Source organism: Cyclobacterium sp. (assembly GCF_014762705.1).
Taxonomy (GTDB): Bacteria; Bacteroidota; Bacteroidia; order Cytophagales; family Cyclobacteriaceae; genus Cyclobacterium.
On the sequence record NZ_JABURL010000073.1, the window covers coordinates 1 to 20,508 of the forward strand.

The 20,508-nt window shown below is 42.7% G+C and carries 17 protein-coding genes; 5 read left to right on the forward strand and 12 right to left on the reverse strand.

The window, feature by feature from the left end; genetic code table 11:
• Together HUJ21_RS13550 and HUJ21_RS13555 are read right to left on the reverse strand one after the other, a co-directional pair.
• Positions 1–2,309: SusC/RagA family TonB-linked outer membrane protein (locus tag HUJ21_RS13550; protein WP_291370645.1), on the reverse strand; the 2,309-nt coding region annotated here is incomplete at its 3' end.
• Between the two features lie 564 nt (positions 2,310–2,873).
• On the reverse strand, positions 2,874–3,359 hold the full coding sequence (locus tag HUJ21_RS13555) for a hypothetical protein (RefSeq protein ID WP_291370647.1): 486 nt from the start codon (positions 3,357–3,359) through the stop codon (positions 2,874–2,876).
• 623 nt (positions 3,360–3,982) lie between these two features.
• Here HUJ21_RS13555 and HUJ21_RS13560 point away from each other — a divergent pair.
• Entirely contained in the window at positions 3,983–5,659 is a 1,677-nt protein-coding gene (locus HUJ21_RS13560; RefSeq protein ID WP_291370649.1) for a hypothetical protein, read from the forward strand.
• 216 nt (positions 5,660–5,875) lie between these two features.
• On the opposite strand, the gene HUJ21_RS13565 is transcribed toward HUJ21_RS13560, so the two are convergent.
• From HUJ21_RS13565 to HUJ21_RS13580, 4 genes are all read right to left on the reverse strand, one after another.
• Positions 5,876–6,589 carry a hypothetical protein gene (locus HUJ21_RS13565; RefSeq protein ID WP_291370651.1) on the reverse strand — a complete coding sequence of 238 codons (714 nt, stop codon included), beginning with the start codon at positions 6,587–6,589 and terminating at the stop codon, positions 5,876–5,878.
• Between the two features lie 129 nt (positions 6,590–6,718).
• Positions 6,719–7,165: a nuclear transport factor 2 family protein gene (locus tag HUJ21_RS13570; RefSeq protein WP_291370653.1), complete on the reverse strand. Its 447-nt coding sequence runs from the start codon at positions 7,163–7,165 to the stop codon at positions 6,719–6,721.
• Positions 7,166–7,462: 297 nt separating this feature from the next.
• Complete coding sequence (locus tag HUJ21_RS13575; protein ID WP_291370654.1) at positions 7,463–7,642, reverse strand: hypothetical protein; 180 nt, start codon at positions 7,640–7,642, stop codon at positions 7,463–7,465.
• A gap of 71 nt (positions 7,643–7,713) precedes the next feature.
• On the reverse strand, positions 7,714–8,022 hold the full coding sequence (locus HUJ21_RS13580) for a glycosyl hydrolase 53 family protein (RefSeq protein WP_291370656.1): 309 nt from the start codon (positions 8,020–8,022) through the stop codon (positions 7,714–7,716).
• Between the two features lie 334 nt (positions 8,023–8,356).
• Here HUJ21_RS13580 and HUJ21_RS13585 point away from each other — a divergent pair, with 334 nt between their 5' ends.
• The 4 genes from HUJ21_RS13585 (at position 8,357) to HUJ21_RS13600 (ending at position 13,072) form a co-directional block, all read left to right on the forward strand.
• Entirely contained in the window at positions 8,357–10,615 is a 2,259-nt protein-coding gene (locus HUJ21_RS13585; RefSeq protein WP_291370657.1) for a nitric-oxide reductase large subunit, read from the forward strand.
• A 407-nt stretch (positions 10,616–11,022) separates the two neighbouring features.
• Positions 11,023–11,502, forward strand: coding sequence for a hypothetical protein (locus HUJ21_RS13590; protein ID WP_291370659.1), 480 nt, complete (start codon positions 11,023–11,025; stop codon positions 11,500–11,502).
• Positions 11,502–12,659 carry an ATP-binding protein gene (locus HUJ21_RS13595; protein ID WP_291370661.1) on the forward strand — a complete coding sequence of 386 codons (1,158 nt, stop codon included), beginning with the start codon at positions 11,502–11,504 and terminating at the stop codon, positions 12,657–12,659. Before HUJ21_RS13590 ends, HUJ21_RS13595 begins: the two co-directional genes overlap by 1 nt.
• On the forward strand, positions 12,656–13,072 hold the full coding sequence (locus HUJ21_RS13600) for a response regulator (RefSeq protein WP_291370663.1): 417 nt from the start codon (positions 12,656–12,658) through the stop codon (positions 13,070–13,072). The genes HUJ21_RS13595 and HUJ21_RS13600 overlap by 4 nt, the downstream gene beginning before the upstream one ends.
• A 276-nt stretch (positions 13,073–13,348) precedes the next feature.
• Here HUJ21_RS13600 and HUJ21_RS13605 read toward each other — a convergent pair whose 3' ends face one another.
• The 6 genes from HUJ21_RS13605 to HUJ21_RS13630 are packed head-to-tail and all read right to left on the reverse strand — an operon-like array spanning position 13,349 to position 20,118.
• A complete protein-coding gene (locus HUJ21_RS13605; protein WP_291370665.1) occupies positions 13,349–13,972 on the reverse strand; it encodes an HmuY family protein in 624 nt (207 codons plus the stop codon).
• A gap of 8 nt (positions 13,973–13,980) precedes the next feature.
• On the reverse strand, positions 13,981–16,299 hold the full coding sequence (locus tag HUJ21_RS13610; RefSeq protein WP_291370666.1) for a TonB-dependent receptor: 2,319 nt from the start codon (positions 16,297–16,299) through the stop codon (positions 13,981–13,983).
• A gap of 43 nt (positions 16,300–16,342) precedes the next feature.
• Positions 16,343–17,389: a ChuX/HutX family heme-like substrate-binding protein gene (locus tag HUJ21_RS13615; protein ID WP_291370668.1), complete on the reverse strand. Its 1,047-nt coding sequence runs from the start codon at positions 17,387–17,389 to the stop codon at positions 16,343–16,345.
• Between the two features lie 2 nt (positions 17,390–17,391).
• Complete coding sequence (locus HUJ21_RS13620) at positions 17,392–18,201, reverse strand: heme ABC transporter ATP-binding protein (RefSeq protein WP_291370670.1); 810 nt, start codon at positions 18,199–18,201, stop codon at positions 17,392–17,394.
• A 1-nt stretch (position 18,202) separates the two neighbouring features.
• Positions 18,203–19,264: an iron ABC transporter permease gene (locus HUJ21_RS13625; RefSeq protein ID WP_291370672.1), complete on the reverse strand. Its 1,062-nt coding sequence runs from the start codon at positions 19,262–19,264 to the stop codon at positions 18,203–18,205.
• Positions 19,261–20,118 carry an ABC transporter substrate-binding protein gene (locus HUJ21_RS13630; protein ID WP_291370674.1) on the reverse strand — a complete coding sequence of 286 codons (858 nt, stop codon included), beginning with the start codon at positions 20,116–20,118 and terminating at the stop codon, positions 19,261–19,263. The genes HUJ21_RS13625 and HUJ21_RS13630 overlap by 4 nt, the downstream gene beginning before the upstream one ends.
• Positions 20,119–20,508: the final 390 nt, after the last annotated feature.

Consider the following 20,508-nt stretch of genomic DNA (forward strand, 5'->3'; position numbering starts at 1 on the left):
TTGTATGGAAAATCATTGATCGTATTGGTGTGCCCAAGGGCGAATTCAAAACCAACCTGCCGGCTGCTATTCAGGTTTTCTTCGGGCAAGGTGCCACCAAATGTGTTGGGAAGGGAAATATTTCGCCGGGCCAGTTGTCCCTTTCGCTCCCTGTTGTAGAAGTCCGCTACCACCTCCAATTTTCCATTCCACATGGTCAGATCAAAACCGATGTCCGATAAGTGGTTGGTGGACCAGGTCAATAAACTGTTGGTAATGGCCGGTGATGCCAATCCATTGGTCAGGTTATTATTGGAAAATTCCCAGGTACTTACCCCACCAAAGGTAAATCCGGGAAGGTACTGAAAGGGAGCCCCTTCATCCGAACCAATCACTCCATAAGAACCGCGAAGTTTCAATTCATTGACAGCCGGAAAATTATTTAGTATAAAGTTTTCCTCTGATATTCTCCATCCCACTGAGACTACCGGGAAAAAACCAAATCGCCTGTCGGGGTGATACCGGTAGGAACCATTGTAATTGAATGCTCCTTCAATTAAGTATTTTTGTGAAAAGCCATAGTTTACCCTCCCTATGTAACTGATTCGTGAGTTCTCATTATCCTGTCCGTCGTTCTGAAGATTTGTTTGTCCGGCAAATCTAATCTGGTCACTGGTATAAAAATCACCGTAATACCGTCTTGCAAACTGCCATCTGCTCCATCCCTTGATCTGCTCCGCCACCAAGGTTCCGGAAATATCATGTTTTGGCCCTATCCGGGTTTTATAATCTGCCGATAACCGGAGCGTATAGGTATTACCCACGTCTGTCCGTGCATTGATATTTTGATCGGCTCTTTGGACCAAGGGGTTATAGGTATCTGTTGCCGGGGTATACGTGTAAGTGGTGAACCCTTTATACAGGTTTTTATTCATGGTATTTCCGGTATCAAAAGATCCGGTTCCTGTAATGAACAGGTCTTTTACAAAAGGCACAGCAAATCGCAGTTCCGCCATTGTTTGGATGGCCCTGTTTTCTACTTCCGTATATCCGGACAAATCGCGGTCAGCCAATACCGTTGGGGTTTGGAAACCTGAAGAGACAAATCCCGGATACTGTGGGTTATCGTTGGCAAAGGGTCGCTCCGTGGGAAGGGTCACCCGGGTGGTTTTGAAAATATTAAAAAAATTGTCTCCGGGCTGGGATTGTTTATCATACCGACCGGATATCATCACCCTCGCTCTCAGGTTTTTTGTAAGGTCAGCGGTTATATTGCTTCTCAAATTTACCCGATTATAGTCCATGTCCCCACTTCTCAATAAACCACCGTCTTTTACATACTCCATACCAAAATAATAGAGTACTTTCTCACCTCCGCCACTGGCAGATAAGTTGTGTTGGGTCTGCACCGCCTGATCTTTCATCGTGGCATCATACCAATCCACATTGGTATATCCGGGTAAGGTTCCATCCAGGTATTTTTGAAGTTCATCCTGTGTATAGTAGGGAATACCGGCACCAGGGCCATAAATATTTGCATCGTTCCTCATTTGGGCATATTGGGCTGTGGAAGCCATCTGGGGTACATCGGTAGGCCTGGTGATTCCTGTCACTGCATTGTAGGTAAAGGAAGTTTTTCCGCGGTTTCCCTGTTTGGTAGTTACGATTACAACTCCATTTGCCGCGCCAATTCCATAAACTGCGGCAGAGGCATCCTTTAGGACGGAAATACTTTCAATATCATCGGGATTAATTCGCTGGAAAGCACCCGGGTCATTACGGATAATCCCATCAATTACGAACATGGGGGTTCCGAAACCACGGATATTGATGGAATTATCAAATGAACCCGGTTGCCCGGAATTTTGGCGGATATTCAACCCGGCTACTTTTCCCTGCAATTTTTGGGCAAGGCTGGAGTGGGTAGCAGTTTGGATTTCTTTATTTTCAATAGAACTGACAGCCCCTGTCAAGGTGGCCTTTTCTGCAAATCCATACCCTACTACAATAAATTCGTCCAATTCTTCCTGATTGGAGGCCAAGGCGACATTTATGGTAGTTCTCGATCCGATTTCTTCGGTTACCGTTTCCATTCCAATAAAAACAAAAGTCAATTGGTTGGCATTATCAGACACACCAATAGAATAGTTTCCGTCGATATCCGTAATTGTTCCACCTACCTGCTCTCCATCGCTAATTGCAATGATATTGACCCCTGGTAAGGTGCTGCCATCGGCGACATCTGTCACCGTTCCCTTTATTTCCCGGTCCTGGGCAGCCAGGCAAAGCGGGAAAAGGAAAATGAGGGTTATTGCGTAAATTCTTTTCATAAGTTTTGATTCAATTATTTTTTGTAACTACTAATTGGGCAAACGAATTAAGGCGATTGAACCTTTACTTAGGGTGGAGTAAAATAGTGCATAGTGAAAGGGGTTTATTGTTAGAAATAGTTACATCCTCTGGACAAATTCTTATTCAGTTCCGATAATTTCCTTAAACAGGTTTTTATCTTTACCAATTTTTCAAGATGCCCCAACTTAATCTGGAAGAGGTGAATAATTCATTAATATTTGATTAATGAGAAAAAATTTTCAATTTAAATATCTGATATTCAGCGTTATAAAATTATTTTATTTGTAAGCAATAGGGTTTGGGGAAACTTCTAAATAAAAAAATGTGACCGGTAAGGAGGGTTCTCCGGATATAAGACCAGGGACAAAATAACATCACCGTTTATTTTAATGAATCAATTCACTTGTTTCTTTTGCGGCAAAAACATATAGAAACTTCCTGCTTGTTTACCGTTAAATACAAGCTTTAACCTTCCATGGAGGGATCTTTAGTTAACACTTTCACAAAAATAAAACAATGATGAAAACGAAAATTAAAGTCGGTTATTTCAGGTGGCCAGTTGTGGCAGTTTGGCCCTGAGCAGTATAGAACAAACGGCCACAAAGGAAGGAGAAGTTTGGGTAGATATCAGTTATCTGGCAGCCCGGAGGAATGCCTGGACTGAAGCAGGTCTGGCAATCAATACTATCGACAGGTAATGCAAGTGATCGACCCTGATCAGTCCAGCTCAGGCTTGTGTCAGAACCTATGCGATCAATATCCTGAAAAAATGAAACCTGGTTGACTTTTCCGCTGAAGCTATTAAAGGTCCAGACTTGTCGGGTTCCGGACCTATCCGATACAAAGGCGAGAATATTTTCATTAGCCGGTGAAAAAACTGGCGACATATCATTCCAGGGAGACCCTACCAACTCCTTCTTCTGAACCTGATCGCCAAATTCCACGGTATAGATGTTGTAAACGCTCTTGTTTTCCACCGTGGTTAAATGATCTAAAGCTACTATATCTTTAAGGATTGAGGCATCCATGCCTGTAGTTAAGGATTTCCCGACTCCATGCTCCGGAAACTGAAAGGAAGGCCAAAGACGAAAGAACCCATAAAAGTGTCACAAGTGATCAAGCTTTTCCCTATAATTCCAAAATTAATTTTCATGAGAAGATTTAAAATGTGACTAAAAATAAATTAAAGGCAAAAAGATGAAGGGCCTGCATAAAACCGGATTATCCTGAATTTACCCAGGGGGAATTGGAAGATGGTGATGAGGAGGAATTTTGTGCCTTGATATTTTTCTTTCTTTATGGGTCTTGTAGCCCTTTAAACCTCCCTGGCAGGATTAAGTAGGACCGGACGGAATTGCCCAATTTGTCTTTTTCCTGTGAATGGATTTTTTCCTTGCCTTTGAAATTTAAAACTATTTTTTAAAAAATACTTTTTATATTTATTAAAATGTATTTTATTGCATGTAAATTGTTTTTTGAACTTTTATAAACAGCTATGAATAAAAAAATTTCTGCAGCAATTGTAGCCGCACATGATGAGTATACTGGACATAACAGCATGCCTTAATTCATCCAAATATCCCATATAAGATCCTTTTGAAACTTATTTTATTTTATTATTTATCCTATTTATTTACTAAATCTTTAAACTATGAAAAAGGCAACACTTTTCCTTTGTCTATGTATGGTCCATTCTTTTTTGTTTGGCCAAAAACTTCCTGATAACGCTCAATTGAAGTGGGGAAATGAAATGAAGTTCAACATGGGAATGACTTTATCAGAGGTAGCAGCAACTGATGATTCCGGCTACTACCTGATCAAAAGGAAAATCCGACAGGAACTTCAGGAATCAAAAAAACTACCTTATTTAGAGAAATACGATCAAAATCTCCGCTTGCTAAAGAGTGTGGACCTTTCCAAACTGGACCTGGCGGGCAAGCCTGATTTTGAGCACATCCTGCAATGGAACAAGCAATTGTGGCTCTTTTATACAACGGATCCCGGTAAAGGGGAGCAAGAAGGCTTGTACCGGGTAGCCCTGGATGCTCAAAATCTCCGGTTGGCCGGAAAAAGTCAGTTTGTAATGGCTGCCGAAGATAAGAAGGCTAAGCCGGGAATAGGCGGATTGGGTATTAATTTGAGAATAACCAGCCCAAAATTCCACTTTTATCCTACACCGGATGAGGACAAACTCCTGATAGTCCGGGAAAGTGGCGATGTCAGTAAGAAGCAGAAAGGGGTCAACCTTCTCGTTATGGATCAGCAGTTTAAACCGCTTTGGACACGGGATGAAACATTACAGGCAGATTCCGATGAACTGGATTTGGTAAATGCACTACTGGATAGCAATGGAAATGCACACCTGCTTAGCAAAAGCCAGCTTGATAATGCGGCCTATAAAATTACTTCTTTATTTAAGCCGGAAAAATATTTTTTTACCCTGATCAGTATTTCCGAAAATGGAAATAAGGCACTTCACAAAAAAATAAATTTGGAAGAATATCAAATCAATGCGGCCAATATTCAGGTAAATCAAGACGGCCATGTTTATTTTGGGGGATTTTACACGGAAGAGGCCAATGCGGACAAAAGTACCGGGGGCACTTATTTTCTGAAAATGGATGGAAATAGCCAAACTGTTCTTCATCAGAAAACCGAAGCTTTTGATGCAACTTTTCTCACACGTGGTCTTTCTGAAGGCAAAGCGAAAAAGACCTCCAAGAAATTGAAAAAAGGAAAATCGGTGGAGGACTCCTATTTCTTTTTAGACGAAATTATCATTAAAAGCGATGGATCTGTGGCCTTTGTAGGTGAGGACCGGTATGAATGGGTTTCAAGCTCAACTGGAAGTTCCGCCGGATCAGGCATGACTACTACCAGCACCACATTTCACTATGAGTACGGCAGTATTGTAATAGCGGAATTTGATCCCAATGGGACGCGCAAATGGGCAAAAAAAATAGTAAAAAACCAAAAATCCACCGGAGATGAAGGCTTCTTTTTTTCCTATTCGGTGTCCATGATCAACAACAACCTGTATTTTGTGTTCAATGACAACGTAAAAAATCTTGGCTACAACGGAAAGGGTAAAGTTGCCAGGTTTACTCCCAAAAGCTACAAAGAACACATGATGTCTGTCGCAACACTGGATAGTAACGGAAATGTTAGCCGAAGCTCTTTATCTATGAACAGCAACAGGAATCTCATGACGATTACGCCTGTGAATACCCAGACCGGTGATTTCGAAATGGTGGTGTACGGACAATACAAAAAGAAATACCGATTGGCCAGATTGGCCTTTGATCCCCAAATGTTGGCTGCCGACTGAATAATGGGTCTTGTAGGTAATTGATCGATCAATTGAACATTAAGTAAAAGGGAAAGGGCCTGGTAATGGCATCCTTTCCCTTTTACTTTTAACTTTAAGTCAAAATATTTAAACCAAATTTAAAAAAGCATTTTGCGAGGACTCTACTTCTAATACAAGGGGGGCGGCGGGTTAATCTGTTTGGTGTCTTTAGATTTTTCGGGCTTTACGCAAAAGCTATTGCCCAGCCTCATAATCGGCCCAAAATTGGATAATTCCAGACCTGGCCTCCTTGTCAATGTTATCCTGATCCTGACTGGCTTTGGCAATGGCACCCGAAATGCCTCCGCCGAACTGGACTTCCATATTAGCGGCATTGACAATCCCATCACACTGATGCAGGGAAAAATCAACAATATCGCCTACCATCAATTGTTTTGAAAAATCGACCTCATCATATGATTTTTTGATTTCATGGCTGAAAAGTAGATTCGTAGCGGTATCGAAAACGACAAAGCAGAAGTCTAAGCCTGTTAATTTTGCGTTAATGATGCTTGCTCCCACAATAGAGGCTACCAGTTTATTATTTTGATCTTCCTCGCTTACTCCTTGTCCTTCAAAAATCCTTCCTTTAAAAATTTTACCCCCAATATATGGAATTGCCAGGCGTGTATTCCCGTTTGCTTTTCCCAAAGCAAAGCAGGCCGAAATGGCATTTTCTACAGATAGGAGGGATGGCTCATAATATATCTGCGATGGAAAATAGGGCATCATGGTTCCCGTTGCCGCATGAAAAATCGCAGATATGTCAGGAGCTAATTTCCCTGCACCGGTCAAAAGTGCCGAACCTCTGGGTAGCAATTCTTTGCTTTTCAGATCTGCAGTTATAGTAGGGGTTAATGCTGAAATTTCTGCATAGACTTTGTTTTTTGAATTATAAAAAGTGCTCATAGGGATACGAATTAGGAAGATATAGTGGTTTAAGGCATTTGAATTGGCGCTCGATCCATGATATTCAAAAATAGGGATTATTTAAAAATTATCTCGATTTAATGAATAGGGAACAGGACCAAAATGATTTTATTCTTCTCCCATTTTACTTGAGATCATCGCTGCCAGTTTCCATTGTCCCCTTACCTTGCGGAGGTTACGCACCTCATAGGTTTTGTAATTCTGATCTCCTGCTTTCATGTTCTGAACATAGACTACAAAGGCCTGATTACCCATAACGGAAATGTCAAAGTCAGAGGTTTCCAAGGTGGCCTGAATCGGACTGGAATTGGTTTGCATATCTTCCTTCATGGTACTGCTGATCTCCTCCCAGTTGTTGGCTCTCAATTCCATATTTGTTACCAAAAAGGATACTTCCCTGCTGGAATCCCAATGTGACGCCCAGGCATCGTAATCCCTATTCATATAGGCCGTTGTTTCGGATGTCAAAGCTTCTTTGATGGAGGCATGTTCAGATGATTGGGCATAAAGGATAGTCACCAGAAACATCAGAGCAATTGTGAACGTGGTTTTCATAATTATTGGGTTTATTTTGAGTAAATTGAGATAGATATTGAATTAAACAACAACAGAGAATCCTTTCTACTTTAAAACCATCTGTAGCCAGGGATGGAGCGGGTTTACTTGTCAGGATTTCTACAGGAATCAATAAATAAAATAATTTTTGTAAAAGAAAGGTAGCTGAAACGAATGGTAGGTAAAACTTTCCCTGTTGCTGGTTTTTCTTACCCTGTGAAAAATGCAATTGCCTTAATTCCAACCTTGAAATACAAGCTGTTGATTTTATTGGAAGTAGTTTTGGTAAAATTCCGGCTAAAATTCTATGTTTTCGTTTGCTGCACCATTTTTGTCAAAAAGGTTGCCCCACCTGGTAGAAGCGGCTTCCCAGATAAACTTACCAAGACCCAAGCGGTTAGGCAGTTTTTTGACGGTCTCATTTACGGCTTTTTTATGTGCTTTATATTCCACCACTATGATAGGTCGTTGATACATGTGGGCCATTTTTGTCAGGTTGGCCTCCATATTATCCAATGTACCGTGCCATTCCGAATTCCTTTACCCTCTTACTTAGCCATTTCCAGGTTTTTTTCCAAGCCACAATAGCCCTGCTTTGGGTAACCGTTTTCCGTGCTGGGATCTACAAATAGCCGTAGCCTAATCCAATTAGAATGGTGATTTTTTAAAATATCTACCACATCATTGTCATTCCCATTACTAGTACCATGCTGTTGCCTCCCTGGCAAATTCACCGCCATGCGGTTGGACATAGGTGCCTCCATTTCCCACATCCATATTGCCAACAAAAATAGAGATGTGGACAATTCGAGTGAAATAATCCAATTAATGACCTGGCAATGGTTGGATGTATGCATCTGGTTATACCAAACAATAAGTAAGTAATCTCAATTGATTTTGAATCAGTTGTTCAAAATCGTTTCTTGATTTTCACCCTGATTTTTTGGTGCAGGCCAGGGAGTCTACCAGCTGCCTGGCCGGCAAGTGTTTTGGAAGTATCCCTTGATGTATCGCCTGGGTAATGCCGTTTTACATCCGAAGGAGCTTCCGTTTTCTTCCTACTCCTTTATTTTAAACATTTTTACAAAAAAATAAAATTCATATATTTGACCCAAATAAAGGATAAATATATCCTATTACCTTTAAACAAAGGTAATATGGATTTCATGGTCCACTTCAAACTTTGTCATTATGAAAACCGAAAAAAAATTATGGATTGTATTTTCTTTAGTGGTAGGCATTTCTTTTGCCGTATTGGGGTATTATGGGTATGAAATATACCAGGAGGCACCGCCCATTCCAGAGGAAGTAGTGGACGAATCCGGAACGGTCCTGTTTACAGGGCAGGATATCCGTGACGGGCAGAATGCCTGGCAAAGTATGGGAGGGCAGGAGGTAGGGTCCATTTGGGGTCATGGAGCTTACCTTGCACCGGACTGGACAGCAGATTGGTTGCACCGGGAGGCGTTGTTTTTTTTGAATGGAATGGCTCGTGAAGAAGGATTTGCTGATTATGAAAGTGCGCCTGAAGAAGACAAGGCGGCACTCAGAACCAGGCTTCAGCAAGAAATCCGCAAAAATACTTATGATCCTGAAAGTGAGACGCTCACCATTTCATCCACCCGGTATGAGGCTTTTCAGGTTTTAAGTGAATATTATAAAGGCTTGTTTATGGGCAGTAAGGAATTGGAGGAGTTAAGAAATTATTATTCCATTCCCGAGAATGCCATTCAGGACCCACAGCGGATGAAGGATATGAATGCCTTTTTTTTCTGGGCAAGTTGGGCCTGTGTTACAGAAAGGCCAGGAGATGACATCAGTTATACCCATAATTGGCCTTCGGATGAATTGATCGGCAATAAAGCCACTGGTGATCTGTTGCTTTGGACCGGATTCAGTGTGATCATGCTGCTCTTTGGTACGGGCTTATTGGTTTTCTATTACGCCAAAAACAGGGAGGAGGAAATTGAGGCCCCGCATGAGGACCCTTTGATGAGGCAGAATATCACCCCATCCATGAAAGCAGTGGAGAAATACTTTTGGGTAGTCAATCTGTTGATATTGGTTCAGGTGGTAATGGGAGTGATTACCGCCCATTATGGTGTAGAGGGCAATCTGCTTTATGGATTCCCATTGGCTGAAATTCTGCCTTATGCCGCATCCCGGACCTGGCATGTTCAATTGGCCATTTACTGGATTGCCACGGCATGGTTGGCCACCGGTTTATACATTGCTCCATCCCTTACCGGGAGGGATCCAAAATTTCAAAAGGTTGGTGTCAATTTTCTTTTTGTGGCATTGCTGGTAATCGTGGTGGGCTCCATGGCCGGTCAATGGATGGGCATCATGCAAAAAATGGGCTATGTGGAAAATTTCTGGTTTGGGCATCAGGGATACGAATATGTTGGACTGGGCCGTTTTTGGCAGGCTTTTTTATTAATCGGTTTGTTTATTTGGTTGACCCTGATGATACGGCCCATGATACCGGTTTTTAAAAGCAATACCAACGAAAAGCACTTGCTGACCATGTTTTTAATTTCCTGCGCTGCAATTGCCTTGTTCTTTGCCGCAGGATTGATGTGGGGAAGACAGACCAACCTGGCCATTGCAGAATATTGGAGATGGTGGGTTGTCCACCTATGGGTAGAGGGGTTCTTTGAAGTTTTTGCCACAGTGGTTGCAGCCTTCCTGTTTACCAGAATGGGGCTGCTACATATTAAATCAGCCAGTACAGCAGTGATTTTTGCAACAGTCATCTTTTTGGCCGGTGGAATTTTAGGCACCTTTCACCATTTGTATTTTACCGGTACACCAAAATCAGTAATGGCCCTGGGTGCCACATTTAGTGCTTTGGAAGTCGTGCCGCTTTTATTGATTGGTTTTGAGGCCTTTCACAATTACCGCTTGAGCAAATCCACAGAATGGCTCAAGGATTACAAGTGGCCTATTTACTGCCTGATTTCGGTGGCTTTCTGGAATTTTCTGGGAGCAGGAATCTTTGGTTTTCTGATCAATCCACCAATAGCCCTATACTACATGCAGGGATTGAATACCACACCTTTACATGGGCATACTGCCTTGTTTGGGGTCTACGGGATGTTGGGTATCGGTTTGATGCTCTTTGTTTTGAGAAGCCTTTACAGAAATCAAGTTTGGAACAATAAATTGATTGGGTTCTCTTTTTGGTCGATCAATATCGGGCTGATGCTGATGGCCATTTTGAGTCTGTTGCCTGTTGGTTTGCTGCAGACGGTGGCCAGTGTCAATGAGGGCATGTGGTATGCCCGCTCAGCTGAGTTTCTCCAGCAGCCCGTCATGAACACCTTGAGGTGGTTACGGGTAATAGGGGACACCATTTTTGCCATTGGTATTCTGGCTTTGTTTGTGTTTGTTATCCGCCTGTTCTACGACAAGAAGAAAGTGAAGGCAGGAGAAAAGGTATCCGCTTAAAAACATTTTCCCATTTGTCACATATACTGGCAAATGGGAATTTTTTGCTATCTGTATCCTGAGATATAAATCTCCTTACTTACTTAAATGATTTTACAATAAAGATTGCGTTCAATGCCCTATATTCTCCTATGATTAGTTTATCCTTTTGAAGAAAAAATCCCCAGATTTCATTTACCCAATATTATTGGACCAATGAGGAATCAGCTTGAAACCTGCTCAGGTAGAGGTAAAATGAGAAATAAATAACAGGTACGGAAACTTTTGCCAGCTACTGAGTCTTGGAAAGAGTGCAAAATTTTTCATTGTGATGAAAGCTGCATCTTAACACTCTATTTAATCGGTTTTAGTTTTATTTTTCAAAGACCTCCCTTACATTTACTTCTATAAAAAATTGATATTATTATATGGAGCAAGTGGAGGAATTTCTTACCAAACTATTTCTGGCCGACGATTGGCCGGCACGTTGGGTGTGCGGGCAATGGAGCTCATTTCACGGTTGGTTATATATCACTAGCGACATTGCCATTTGGTTGGCTTATTTTGTGATTCCGGCCATAATTATCTTTTTTACCCAAAAACGGCATAATCTCCCCTTTTTGCCAGTTTTTTGGCTTTTCGGAGCGTTTATCATCCTTTGTGGAAGTACTCATCTGATTGATGCATTGATGTTTTGGTGGCCTGGTTATCGGCTAAGTGCCCTGGTGAGGTTAATGACTGCTCTGGTAAGTTTGGCAACTTCCTTTGTGCTCATCAGGGATTTGCCAAAGTTAATAGAAGTGAAGCCCAAAAACGAATTGAAAACCTACCAGATGGAAAAGCAGCTCATTCAGTATGAAAAGGAAATTCTCGAATTAAAAACCCTTTTGAAAAGCAAGAAGGAATAATGTTTTCCATTCGCCCATATGGAATGTTTATTCAAACGGCCATTTTGGTTTTCATGGCTTCATTTATTGCTGGAGTTGTTTACCTGATAGACCTGAATACAGATAGCACGGTTGCAGTAGCCAGTATGCATGCCATTGTTATTTTATACAGTTGGCTTATTCCAGGCAAGTATGCAAGCGTTTTTACAGCGGTTATCTGTTCTTTTTTAACTATCTCCGCTGTCATTGAAAGCAAAGAAATCGTTGGTAACCAGAGTGATCTTTCCAATTTAAATATGGTTATTTCTTTGGTTGTCATTTGGACCTGCTTTACTCTCGTATTCATTGCGAGGAGCGGCTTTTTCAGTCTTGAAAGGACCAACGATCAACTATCTGAAAGTTCTTCGGCCTTGTTGGAGAAGGTAAAGGAATTGGATCTTAAGCAGCAGCTGTTATCCGATCATAAAATACAACTCGAAAATTTGAATAAGGAGTTGCTGGAGAAAAACCGGGAACTTGAGCGTTTCACAAGTATTACCAGTCATGATTTGCAAGAGCCGCTTCGGACCATTGGCAACATGGCCCATTTGATTTCCAAAAAATATTATTCAAACTTTGACGATCAAGGGAAAAAGATGTTAGGATATGTGACATCTTCTACCAATAGAATGTCAGCGCTTATCAAAGGACTGTTGGATTTTAGCAGATTAGGAAATAAGCGGGATTATGAGTTGGTGGACTGTCAGGAGTTGGTAGGCACCATTGTACAGGACCTGGATGCGGCTCTGGCGGCCAGCAAGGGCAGAGTCATTTTCAAAGAGTTACCCCTGGTGAAAGGTAATCCTTTGGAATTACGCATTTTATTTCAGAACCTGATCAGCAATGGGCTGAAATTCTCAAAAGCAGGAGTGTTTCCAATCATCGAAGTAAGCGCCAAGGTGGGTAAAAGGCGAGTGACATTCTGTGTAAAGGACAATGGCATTGGGATTGCGGAGGCAGATTATGATAAAATATTTTTGATTTTTCAACGTTTGCACAATGTAGAAGAGTTCGAAGGTACTGGTCTGGGCTTGGCCTATTGTCGCAAAATCGTTGAGCTTCACGGTGGGAAAATATGGGTTAAATCAAAAAAGGAGGAAGGAAGCTCTTTTTATTTTACACTGGCAAAAATTTTATGAGAGAACCAAATAACAAGTTGGATTGTGTCTTGCTCATTGACGATGATGAAGCAACAAATTTCTACCATACAATGATTTTGGAAGAAGAATGTGAATGGGTGCATATTCAATCCGTGAATTCGGCCAAAGAAGGGCTTGACTATTTACTTGGTAAAGGAGTATATGCCAATTCTCCTCAGCCAGGCATTGTTTTTTTGGATATTAATATGCCGGGTATGGACGGTTGGGAGTTTTTGGAAGCATATGATGAATTATCAAAGGATATTCATGACCGAGTCGTAGTGTCCATTCTTACCACCAGTTTTAATCCGGGAGACAAAGATAGGGCTGCAACCATTCCTTCAGTAAAAGAATTTGCAAACAAGCCTTTGACACCTGAAGTATTTTGGGGTTTAGTGGATAACAATTTCTAATTCAAACAATTCGGGTATCTATTGATGGTATTTTTAGTCAAAAGGTTTCCGGGTGCCAGGGTTTGGAATTATCGTCGCTACATATCAATCTATTTCTACATATCAAACCATCTTTCCACCCGTTCAAGCCAAGATTAATTTGATCCTGATTCGTTTGATTTTAACTTCCTGTTATACAATCTATCTGTCAACTACTAATTACCACTGAAACGAAAAAATCCATGGTAATGAAACCTCAAATCAGCCCGAAGGTAGATTTGAGGTCTGTTTAAAAAATCAAAAATTCATTGATCCATCTGGTTGAAGCAAAAACCTAAATGTATAATAGGGACTTGGCGTGCTCATAGGATCTACTTCAGCAAGAGGAGGATTGTCCTGGTAATAGGATAGGATTTCCATTTTGGCATAATTGCCTGCATTGGTCCTGATGAGTATCACACGGCCCGGGATCGGACTAATGACATGGGTGCCGGGGTTGTAATTGTACCAACCGTTTCCGGAACCTGTTGGAATGGCCATGCCATCTGCGCCGTCGCTATGGAATTCCACTGAGGAAGGAACCTCATTCAATTCATCAAAGGCTGCGGTCACCACAGTGCCCTGTGCGGAACCCGAACCGCTTGTCCCGCTATTGACGATAAGAGTGGTTCCTTTAAAAGCAATGTCCCAATTCCCTTCCCGATTGTCTGTTTCCTGGTTATTTTCCAGGCTGAAATAGCGGAAAGGTCGCTCCTCCGTAATTTCTCCGGTACTCCTGTCAATCACATCATTGGGCGCATAAAGATTTTCCACGGTTTTTGCCTGAGCGTCAATTTCCGGTTTTTCTACTTCGCTACTTTCGCATCCTGCGTTAAAAGCAAGCAAAAGGATGCCTGCCAAAATTTGATTCCATTTGATCATTGTAATGATTATTTATTTTGATTAATTAATTGATGAATCGGTAATTTCATGCCTGCAAAAAGGATGGTGCCCGGATTGTTGGGTGTATGAATGGTGGTTTGGTTGAACAGGTTAAATCCACCCGCCTCGATCATGATCCCGTTATTCAGGGCCTTGTTAAGGCTCAGGTTCCAACTGATAAGTCCGGGTGCATATTCTGCGGATTCGTCCAATATCAGGTTCCCATTCACATCGCCAAATCCAAATTTACCCCTGTAGATGCCTCTAAGCGCCATATTTACACCAGTACTGGACTCCTGGTAATTGATTTTCACATTGCCACTATGCCGGCTCCTGTTAAATAAGCCACCGTAATCGCTCCTTTGAACCCGCCGGCTGCGGTTTTGGGTATCCCGACGGAAAAGTTCTCCTGCATCGATTTTTTCCAAAACATCCAGGTCCTTTGTATCCAGGTACATGTAACCCAGAGAAAATTGCAGGTTTTCCGATACCCGAAAGGTCCAGTCCAATTCCGCACCCCTGCTGATTACCCTGGCAATGTTGAAATAGGAGAAGGCATTTTGGCCGGAGTTCAGGCGGGCTACCGGAGCTGTTTCGATCAGATTGGAAATGTTGTTTTGAAAAAAATTGCCCTGAAACAATAAGTCCCCCGAGATTTTCCACCTAAACCCTGTGTTGATGGCGCGGGAACTTTCTGCCTCTAACTGGCCAAATTGACTGGGGTTGAGCAGCATTTGTTGTACCAATCCCTGGGATTGCAATCTTGCTATGCCCTGCTGAACCAGATTGGCCCCGAATACATAATAGCCTGCAGAAGCATTGTTGAAATTCAACAGCAACTGCCTGAAATCCGGGGCCTTGAAACCTGCCCCAAGTGAAAGTTGCCAGCTAAATCGTTCACTGAACTTGTACATCCCTGAAATCTTGGGACTGATTCTTTCACCATACTGGCTGTGCAAGTCTGCCCTTACTCCGGTAACCAGATTCCACTTTTCTGAAGGATCCCATTGGTGCTGTAAAAAGACATATCCGGCATCAAATCGATTATTGTCATCATACCTGGTGGCTTCCACGGTTTCCATCAGATGACCTAGCCCAATTGTGATGAGTTGTTTGGAATCCAATTGAAGGTCTGTCTGGAATTCTGTCCTGTGGTAATGCTGCTTGAAATCCTGCTCATCCAGAATTGATCCATCCTCTTGAAATACCGTCAGGGTATGGGTCTGGAAGAGGGAACTCATGCTCCTTAGCGTCATCTGCCATTGATCGTTGGGACGAAAGCTAATGGTAGGGTTCAGGTTCAGGTCCATGCGTTCTCCATTCAGGTCAGCCAATCTTAGACTTCCTTCTCCAGCCACCTGCATGCTATTTTCCGAATTTTCATTATAAAACCGGGAATAAACCTTAAAATTCCACTTTTTGGTTTTCTTACCGATTTTAAATTGAGCCGTACTGGCTTGATAGGGACTTTGGGTTTTTCCGGGCACCTCGGGAGTTATATCAAATCCATCAGTCGAAAAGCGGTTGAAATAGGCATAAAGGTTCCAGTCATTCTGGTTCATGCCGATCTCTCCGCTGAGGTCAAGGGTGTTGAACGAGCGGTACCTGGATTCCAGGTTGGCAACAATCCTTTCCTGACTTTTTTTGGTAATGATGTTGATTACTCCTGCCATGGCTTCGCTTCCATAAATCGCACTGGAGGGACCCCGAAGGACTTCGATCCGTTCGATATTGGAAACTGCAATCCTATCCAGGTCAAAAGTACCAGCCGTCCGGCCTATCAGGGGTTCTCCATCCAGAAGTATCAATATATAATCCGACGAAAGTCCCTGCATTTGCAGACCTGCGCCATGATCTCCCACTACCTGCAGGCCTGTTTGTTCACGGAGTATCTCCGAAAGCCGCATGCCCCCTGTTTCCTGGATTTTCTTTCGGGTAATGATGGTGACCGGCATGGGCAAATCTTCTACACTTCGATCGGTTCGGGTGGCAGCTACCACCACTTCCTCCATCTGCCCAATCTTTTCCCTTAAATTGAACTTGTTTACCTGGCTGAGTTCTCTGGCCTGGAATATCCTTGTATCATAACCCATGGCAATTATTTCGATCTCCTGGTCCTCCTGAAGGTTATCAGGAAGCTCAAATGAGCCATCATTACCGACAGTAAGCACCTGTTCAGTTCCAATTTTCACCAGTGCATGGGGGATGGGATTGCCCTCAACATCCTGAATATAGATTGGATCGGAGGCAAAAGCCAGTTTGGGGATAATGAGCAACCCGAATAGCCCGACGAGTATTTTATATTTATTAAGATTAATTCTATACATAAGGCTAAAATTTTTCCCGGTGCTGGTTCTACCGGGAAATTTTTTATAAACTGTCTATCAGATTTTTCCAGCGTTCATTTTGAGGAAGTCCGGGCTTTCTCAGTCCAAATAACTGGGCAATCATTTCGCCATCCTTGTCGAACAATTCCAAAGAGGAAACCAGCCCATCATCAGTGTGTTTGTGAACCACCCATGCCTCAGCAATACAAGTTTCATCCATATGCATGTTAAAATCAGGATCCATTACGTTGAGCCAATCCCCCAATTGGCGGATGGTACGCACTTTTCCCTGATGAATTTGTATGTTCCCCTTGTTGCCGGCGAAAATCATGATTGGCATCTTTTCATCCGATGCTACCTCCAGGATTTTTCGGCTGGATAACCTGTCTACAGGGTAGGCCCATTTTTCTCCTATCCATTTGATGGCATCCAGGCGGTGCACATTGTATTTCCGGAGCATTCCAAAAAAATCATGGGTGTCTTTCATATTTTCCCAATCCTTTGCAAAAGCCTCCCTGTCTACCGCACTGGCATAGGTTTGAGGCTCAAAAGGAAGGGCCTGTATTGGATCACTTTCCTTCTTTTGCCGATAGGTGGCTACCATGTTGTCATACGCATCCTGGTTGCTATTTTCCTGCAGGTAGATTTTTAGAATTGCATCCCCCGCCTGATCAAAAAACTGAAAGCTTCTCATGGTGCCACGTGCGGTTTCAGTGGTAACGGCAAAACCATATTTCCACTTGTTCAAAAACACCCGCTGCTCAATAGGGCCTATTACTGTGGCGATTTGGCTTGGAGCAGTGCCATGGATGGTGATTTTCTGGAAATTTCCCTTGTGTTCAAGTACACAACCGTCATTTCTGGTTAAGGCCATCACTTTTCCCAGTTCCCGGCAGGAGAGAAGGATCCTGGCCCAATCATCTTTTAAACGAATGGGTGCCGGATTTTCAGTGGTCAGCAGTAATTCGAGTTCTGAAACCTCAAGGATTTTTGCTGCATCCCTGATTCTTGTTTTCGGTTGATTGGCCTTTAGGGTTTCCCAGGCATCCTTTAGTGCTGTGGCTGAGGGATATTTCAATGTAGTTTCCATAATCAAGCAAATTTGAAATTAGTAGTGTATGAACTTTTTTTGTTGGGAGGGAGGCTGCTGACATAGATCGGGGCCGCAGGTCCATCCGTTTCCACATGTATGGGGTAATCAAAATTTCGTTGAAGGTTTTCCGCAGTCATCACTTTCCGGATGGGCCCTTGTTTTATTACAGTACCATTTTTGAGCAATACCGCATTGTCGGCATAATTAGCGGCCAGGTTGAGGTCGTGTAAGATGGCCAGAATCCCGATATTTCTATGTTTCAATTGCCCAATGATCTCCAGAATATGGTGCTGCTGGGCAATGTCCATACTGGAAGTGGGTTCGTCAAGAAGCAGGTACCTGGGAAAACTTTTGATATCCCAAATCTGGCACAAGACCCTTGCCAGCTGAACCCGTTGCTTTTCTCCCCCGGAAAGGTTACCGTATAATTGGTTTTTCAGCTCCCAGGTATGGGTGGCCTTCATGACCTCCTCCACAGTGTTGGACGGATATTTCTTTTTGGAAAGCACAAGTCCAAGCATTACCACCTCGATGGCCTGGAAAGGGAAAGTCATGGTACTGTGCTGGGGCATAACCGCCCGCAGGTGAGCAAGTTCCTTTGGTTTTAAGCCGCTGATGGAGATACCATTGTACCTGACCATGCCCTGTTTACATAGGAGTTCCCCGGACAATAGTCTGAAGAGGGTGGACTTACCTGCACCATTTGGTCCCAGCAAAACGGTCATCTCACCCGGCTTCAGATGAATGCTGACCTGGTCTACAATAGGTTTATTATTGATACAGAAATGAATGTTTTTCGCTTCCAGCATATCAGGTTCTTATTTTTTTCACGTTAATGATCAGCCAGATAAAAAAAGGCGATCCGATAATGGCCGTAATGATTCCGATGGGCATCTCTGCAGGCATTACCAAAGTTCTGGCCAACAGGTCCGCTCCGGTAAGCAGGCAGGCACCCAATAGAAAGGCTCCTGATAAAACCAACCGGTGATCAGCACCAAATGAAAGTCGGATCAGATGGGGGACGATCAATCCCACAAATCCAATGGTGCCAGTCATGGATACGCCCACGCCAACCACCAGGGCACTCATAAAAAGTACAATGTATTTTACCTTTTGCACATTCACCCCCATGTGGAAAGCCTCGTTTTCCCCCAGTGCCAGTGCATTGAGATTGCGGTATTGAAGCATGATCCAACAAGAGGGGGCAAGAATCAGTAAAAATGCAATTTTGACCTTATTCCAATTGGCACCCCCCACATCCCCCAGGCTCCAGAAGGTAAAATTCCTTATGGCCGCTTCATCCGCATAAAATATGGCCAGACCTATCAAGGCACTTGAGAGGGCAGTCAGGGCAACCCCGGCAAGGATCAACAGGGAAATATCTGTTTTGCCTCCATAATTGGCCATTTTGTAAACCAACAGGACGTTGATCAAGCCACCAACAAAAGCAAATAATGGAAGACTGAAGCTACCAAAAAGACCGGTAATCCAGGGAAAGGAGGCCCCAAAAACAATAAAAACCACAGCAAATAAGGCACCTCCGCTGCTCACCCCGATCAGTCCGGGTTCTACCAGGGGATTTCTGAAAAGGCCTTGCAGGGCCGCTCCGGATATACCAAGTCCTCCCCCCACCAACATAGCCAGCAAAACCCTGGGAAATCGTATTTGTAATAACACATTGGTTTCCTGAACAGTATAACTTCCCGACACAATTCCCAGCTGCTGCAATAGAATGGAAATGGCATTGGAGAAAGGAATCGAAAATGCCCCGATAGATAGGGAAAAAACAGCAAGCATCACCATCCCCAAACCCAAAATGGATAGTACCAGGTTTTGATGCTGCATTTTCGAATAAACCAGGTTTTGGATCATCGTTCCTCGCGGTTTACACTTTTGGCCAACTCCAGTGCTGCCTTTCCTACTCTTGGTCCAAAACCTGAAAGATAAAGGCCATCAAAAGCCAGGATGCCATCCTGCTGAACGGCTTTGGTTTGTTCTATACCTCGGATGTTTCTTACCCCTGCTTTGCCTCCCAGGGATTGGAGGCTTGATTCAAAAATGAGCAGGTATTCAGGATCCATGGACACCAGGGCTTCTGGGGTCAGGGGGATAAAATCTTTGAAGCCTTTTCCAACGGATGTTATGGCTGCCATTTGAAGGAGAGATTCCGCAAAAGTATCCTCACCCGCCACAAATACGTTTTCCTGCCCCCGGGCCATGACAAAAGCCATTTTTGGCTGCATTTTTAGTTTGGAGGTGTAAGTTTCCAATTCCTGGATATCCAGGTCTAATTTTGCGGCCATTGCTTTCCCTTTTTCCGGTACTTCCAAAAATTCAGCCAATGCTTCAATTAGTTTATAGGTACCGGGGAGATCTTTGGGCTTTTCAAATTCATGGATTTCCAATTCAGCAGTTTCCAATTGTGCCACCACATCAGCTGTCAGGTAGCCAGATTCCATTAAAAGGATGTCCGGTCCCAAGGCCAGTATGCCTTCTGCTTTTATCTGGTTGCGATATCCTATGGAAGGCAATTCCTGCATAGCCAAAGGGTAGGTGGAAGTGATGTCGGTGGCGATAATGGATGCACCAAAACCCAGTTCATAAACGATTTCCGTAATGGTTCCTCCGGCAGTGATTATCGTTTGGTTATTTGTATCCTTTTCTTTGGATCCGGATGAACAGGCCATAGACAGGAGTGAGAATAGAATGAGGTAATGCTGTTTCATTTATTAAGATTGATTATAAATAGATATGCAAATATTACTCTATTTGGATTAAATCCAAATTAATATTAATTGAAAATTTCTATGGATATTCAATTTTCATAAATAATTTTTAGGGGGAAACACCTATTCATCATTTCTAATTTTTTTGCATTATTTTGGGATAAAAATATTTCCGATTTTTTTATTTATTTATTCAACCAAATGTCTTAGGCGAAATGCATTTTTAAGAATGATATCAACATATTTAATTTTCGGCCTTGAATTATTTCAAACAAGTAAACCAAAAGGAAAAATTTTTTTCCTTATTTAAGCAGCAAATAACTACCTTTTTTTGAATTGGCCCGTTGTTAAAAATCAATTATAAATGGGAAATATTATAGCTGTCTCTTA

Coding starts and splice junctions, on each gene's coding strand:
- HUJ21_RS13610 (WP_291370666.1), bottom strand. CDS start 16,299: ATGTATAGAATTAATCTTAATAAATATAAAATACTCGTCGGGCTATTC.
- HUJ21_RS13620 (WP_291370670.1), bottom strand. CDS start 18,201: ATGCTGGAAGCGAAAAACATTCATTTCTGTATCAATAATAAACCTATT.
- HUJ21_RS13585 (WP_291370657.1), top strand. CDS start 8,357: ATGAAAACCGAAAAAAAATTATGGATTGTATTTTCTTTAGTGGTAGGC.
- HUJ21_RS13600 (WP_291370663.1), top strand. CDS start 12,656: ATGAGAGAACCAAATAACAAGTTGGATTGTGTCTTGCTCATTGACGAT.
- HUJ21_RS13575 (WP_291370654.1), bottom strand. CDS start 7,642: ATGTATCAACGACCTATCATAGTGGTGGAATATAAAGCACATAAAAAA.
- HUJ21_RS13605 (WP_291370665.1), bottom strand. CDS start 13,972: ATGATCAAATGGAATCAAATTTTGGCAGGCATCCTTTTGCTTGCTTTT.
- HUJ21_RS13625 (WP_291370672.1), bottom strand. CDS start 19,264: ATGATCCAAAACCTGGTTTATTCGAAAATGCAGCATCAAAACCTGGTA.
- HUJ21_RS13560 (WP_291370649.1), top strand. CDS start 3,983: ATGAAAAAGGCAACACTTTTCCTTTGTCTATGTATGGTCCATTCTTTT.
- HUJ21_RS13580 (WP_291370656.1), bottom strand. CDS start 8,022: ATGCATACATCCAACCATTGCCAGGTCATTAATTGGATTATTTCACTC.
- HUJ21_RS13630 (WP_291370674.1), bottom strand. CDS start 20,118: ATGAAACAGCATTACCTCATTCTATTCTCACTCCTGTCTATGGCCTGT.
- HUJ21_RS13615 (WP_291370668.1), bottom strand. CDS start 17,389: ATGGAAACTACATTGAAATATCCCTCAGCCACAGCACTAAAGGATGCC.
- HUJ21_RS13590 (WP_291370659.1), top strand. CDS start 11,023: ATGGAGCAAGTGGAGGAATTTCTTACCAAACTATTTCTGGCCGACGAT.
- HUJ21_RS13595 (WP_291370661.1), top strand. CDS start 11,502: ATGTTTTCCATTCGCCCATATGGAATGTTTATTCAAACGGCCATTTTG.
- HUJ21_RS13555 (WP_291370647.1), bottom strand. CDS start 3,359: ATGGATGCCTCAATCCTTAAAGATATAGTAGCTTTAGATCATTTAACC.
- HUJ21_RS13565 (WP_291370651.1), bottom strand. CDS start 6,589: ATGAGCACTTTTTATAATTCAAAAAACAAAGTCTATGCAGAAATTTCA.
- HUJ21_RS13570 (WP_291370653.1), bottom strand. CDS start 7,165: ATGAAAACCACGTTCACAATTGCTCTGATGTTTCTGGTGACTATCCTT.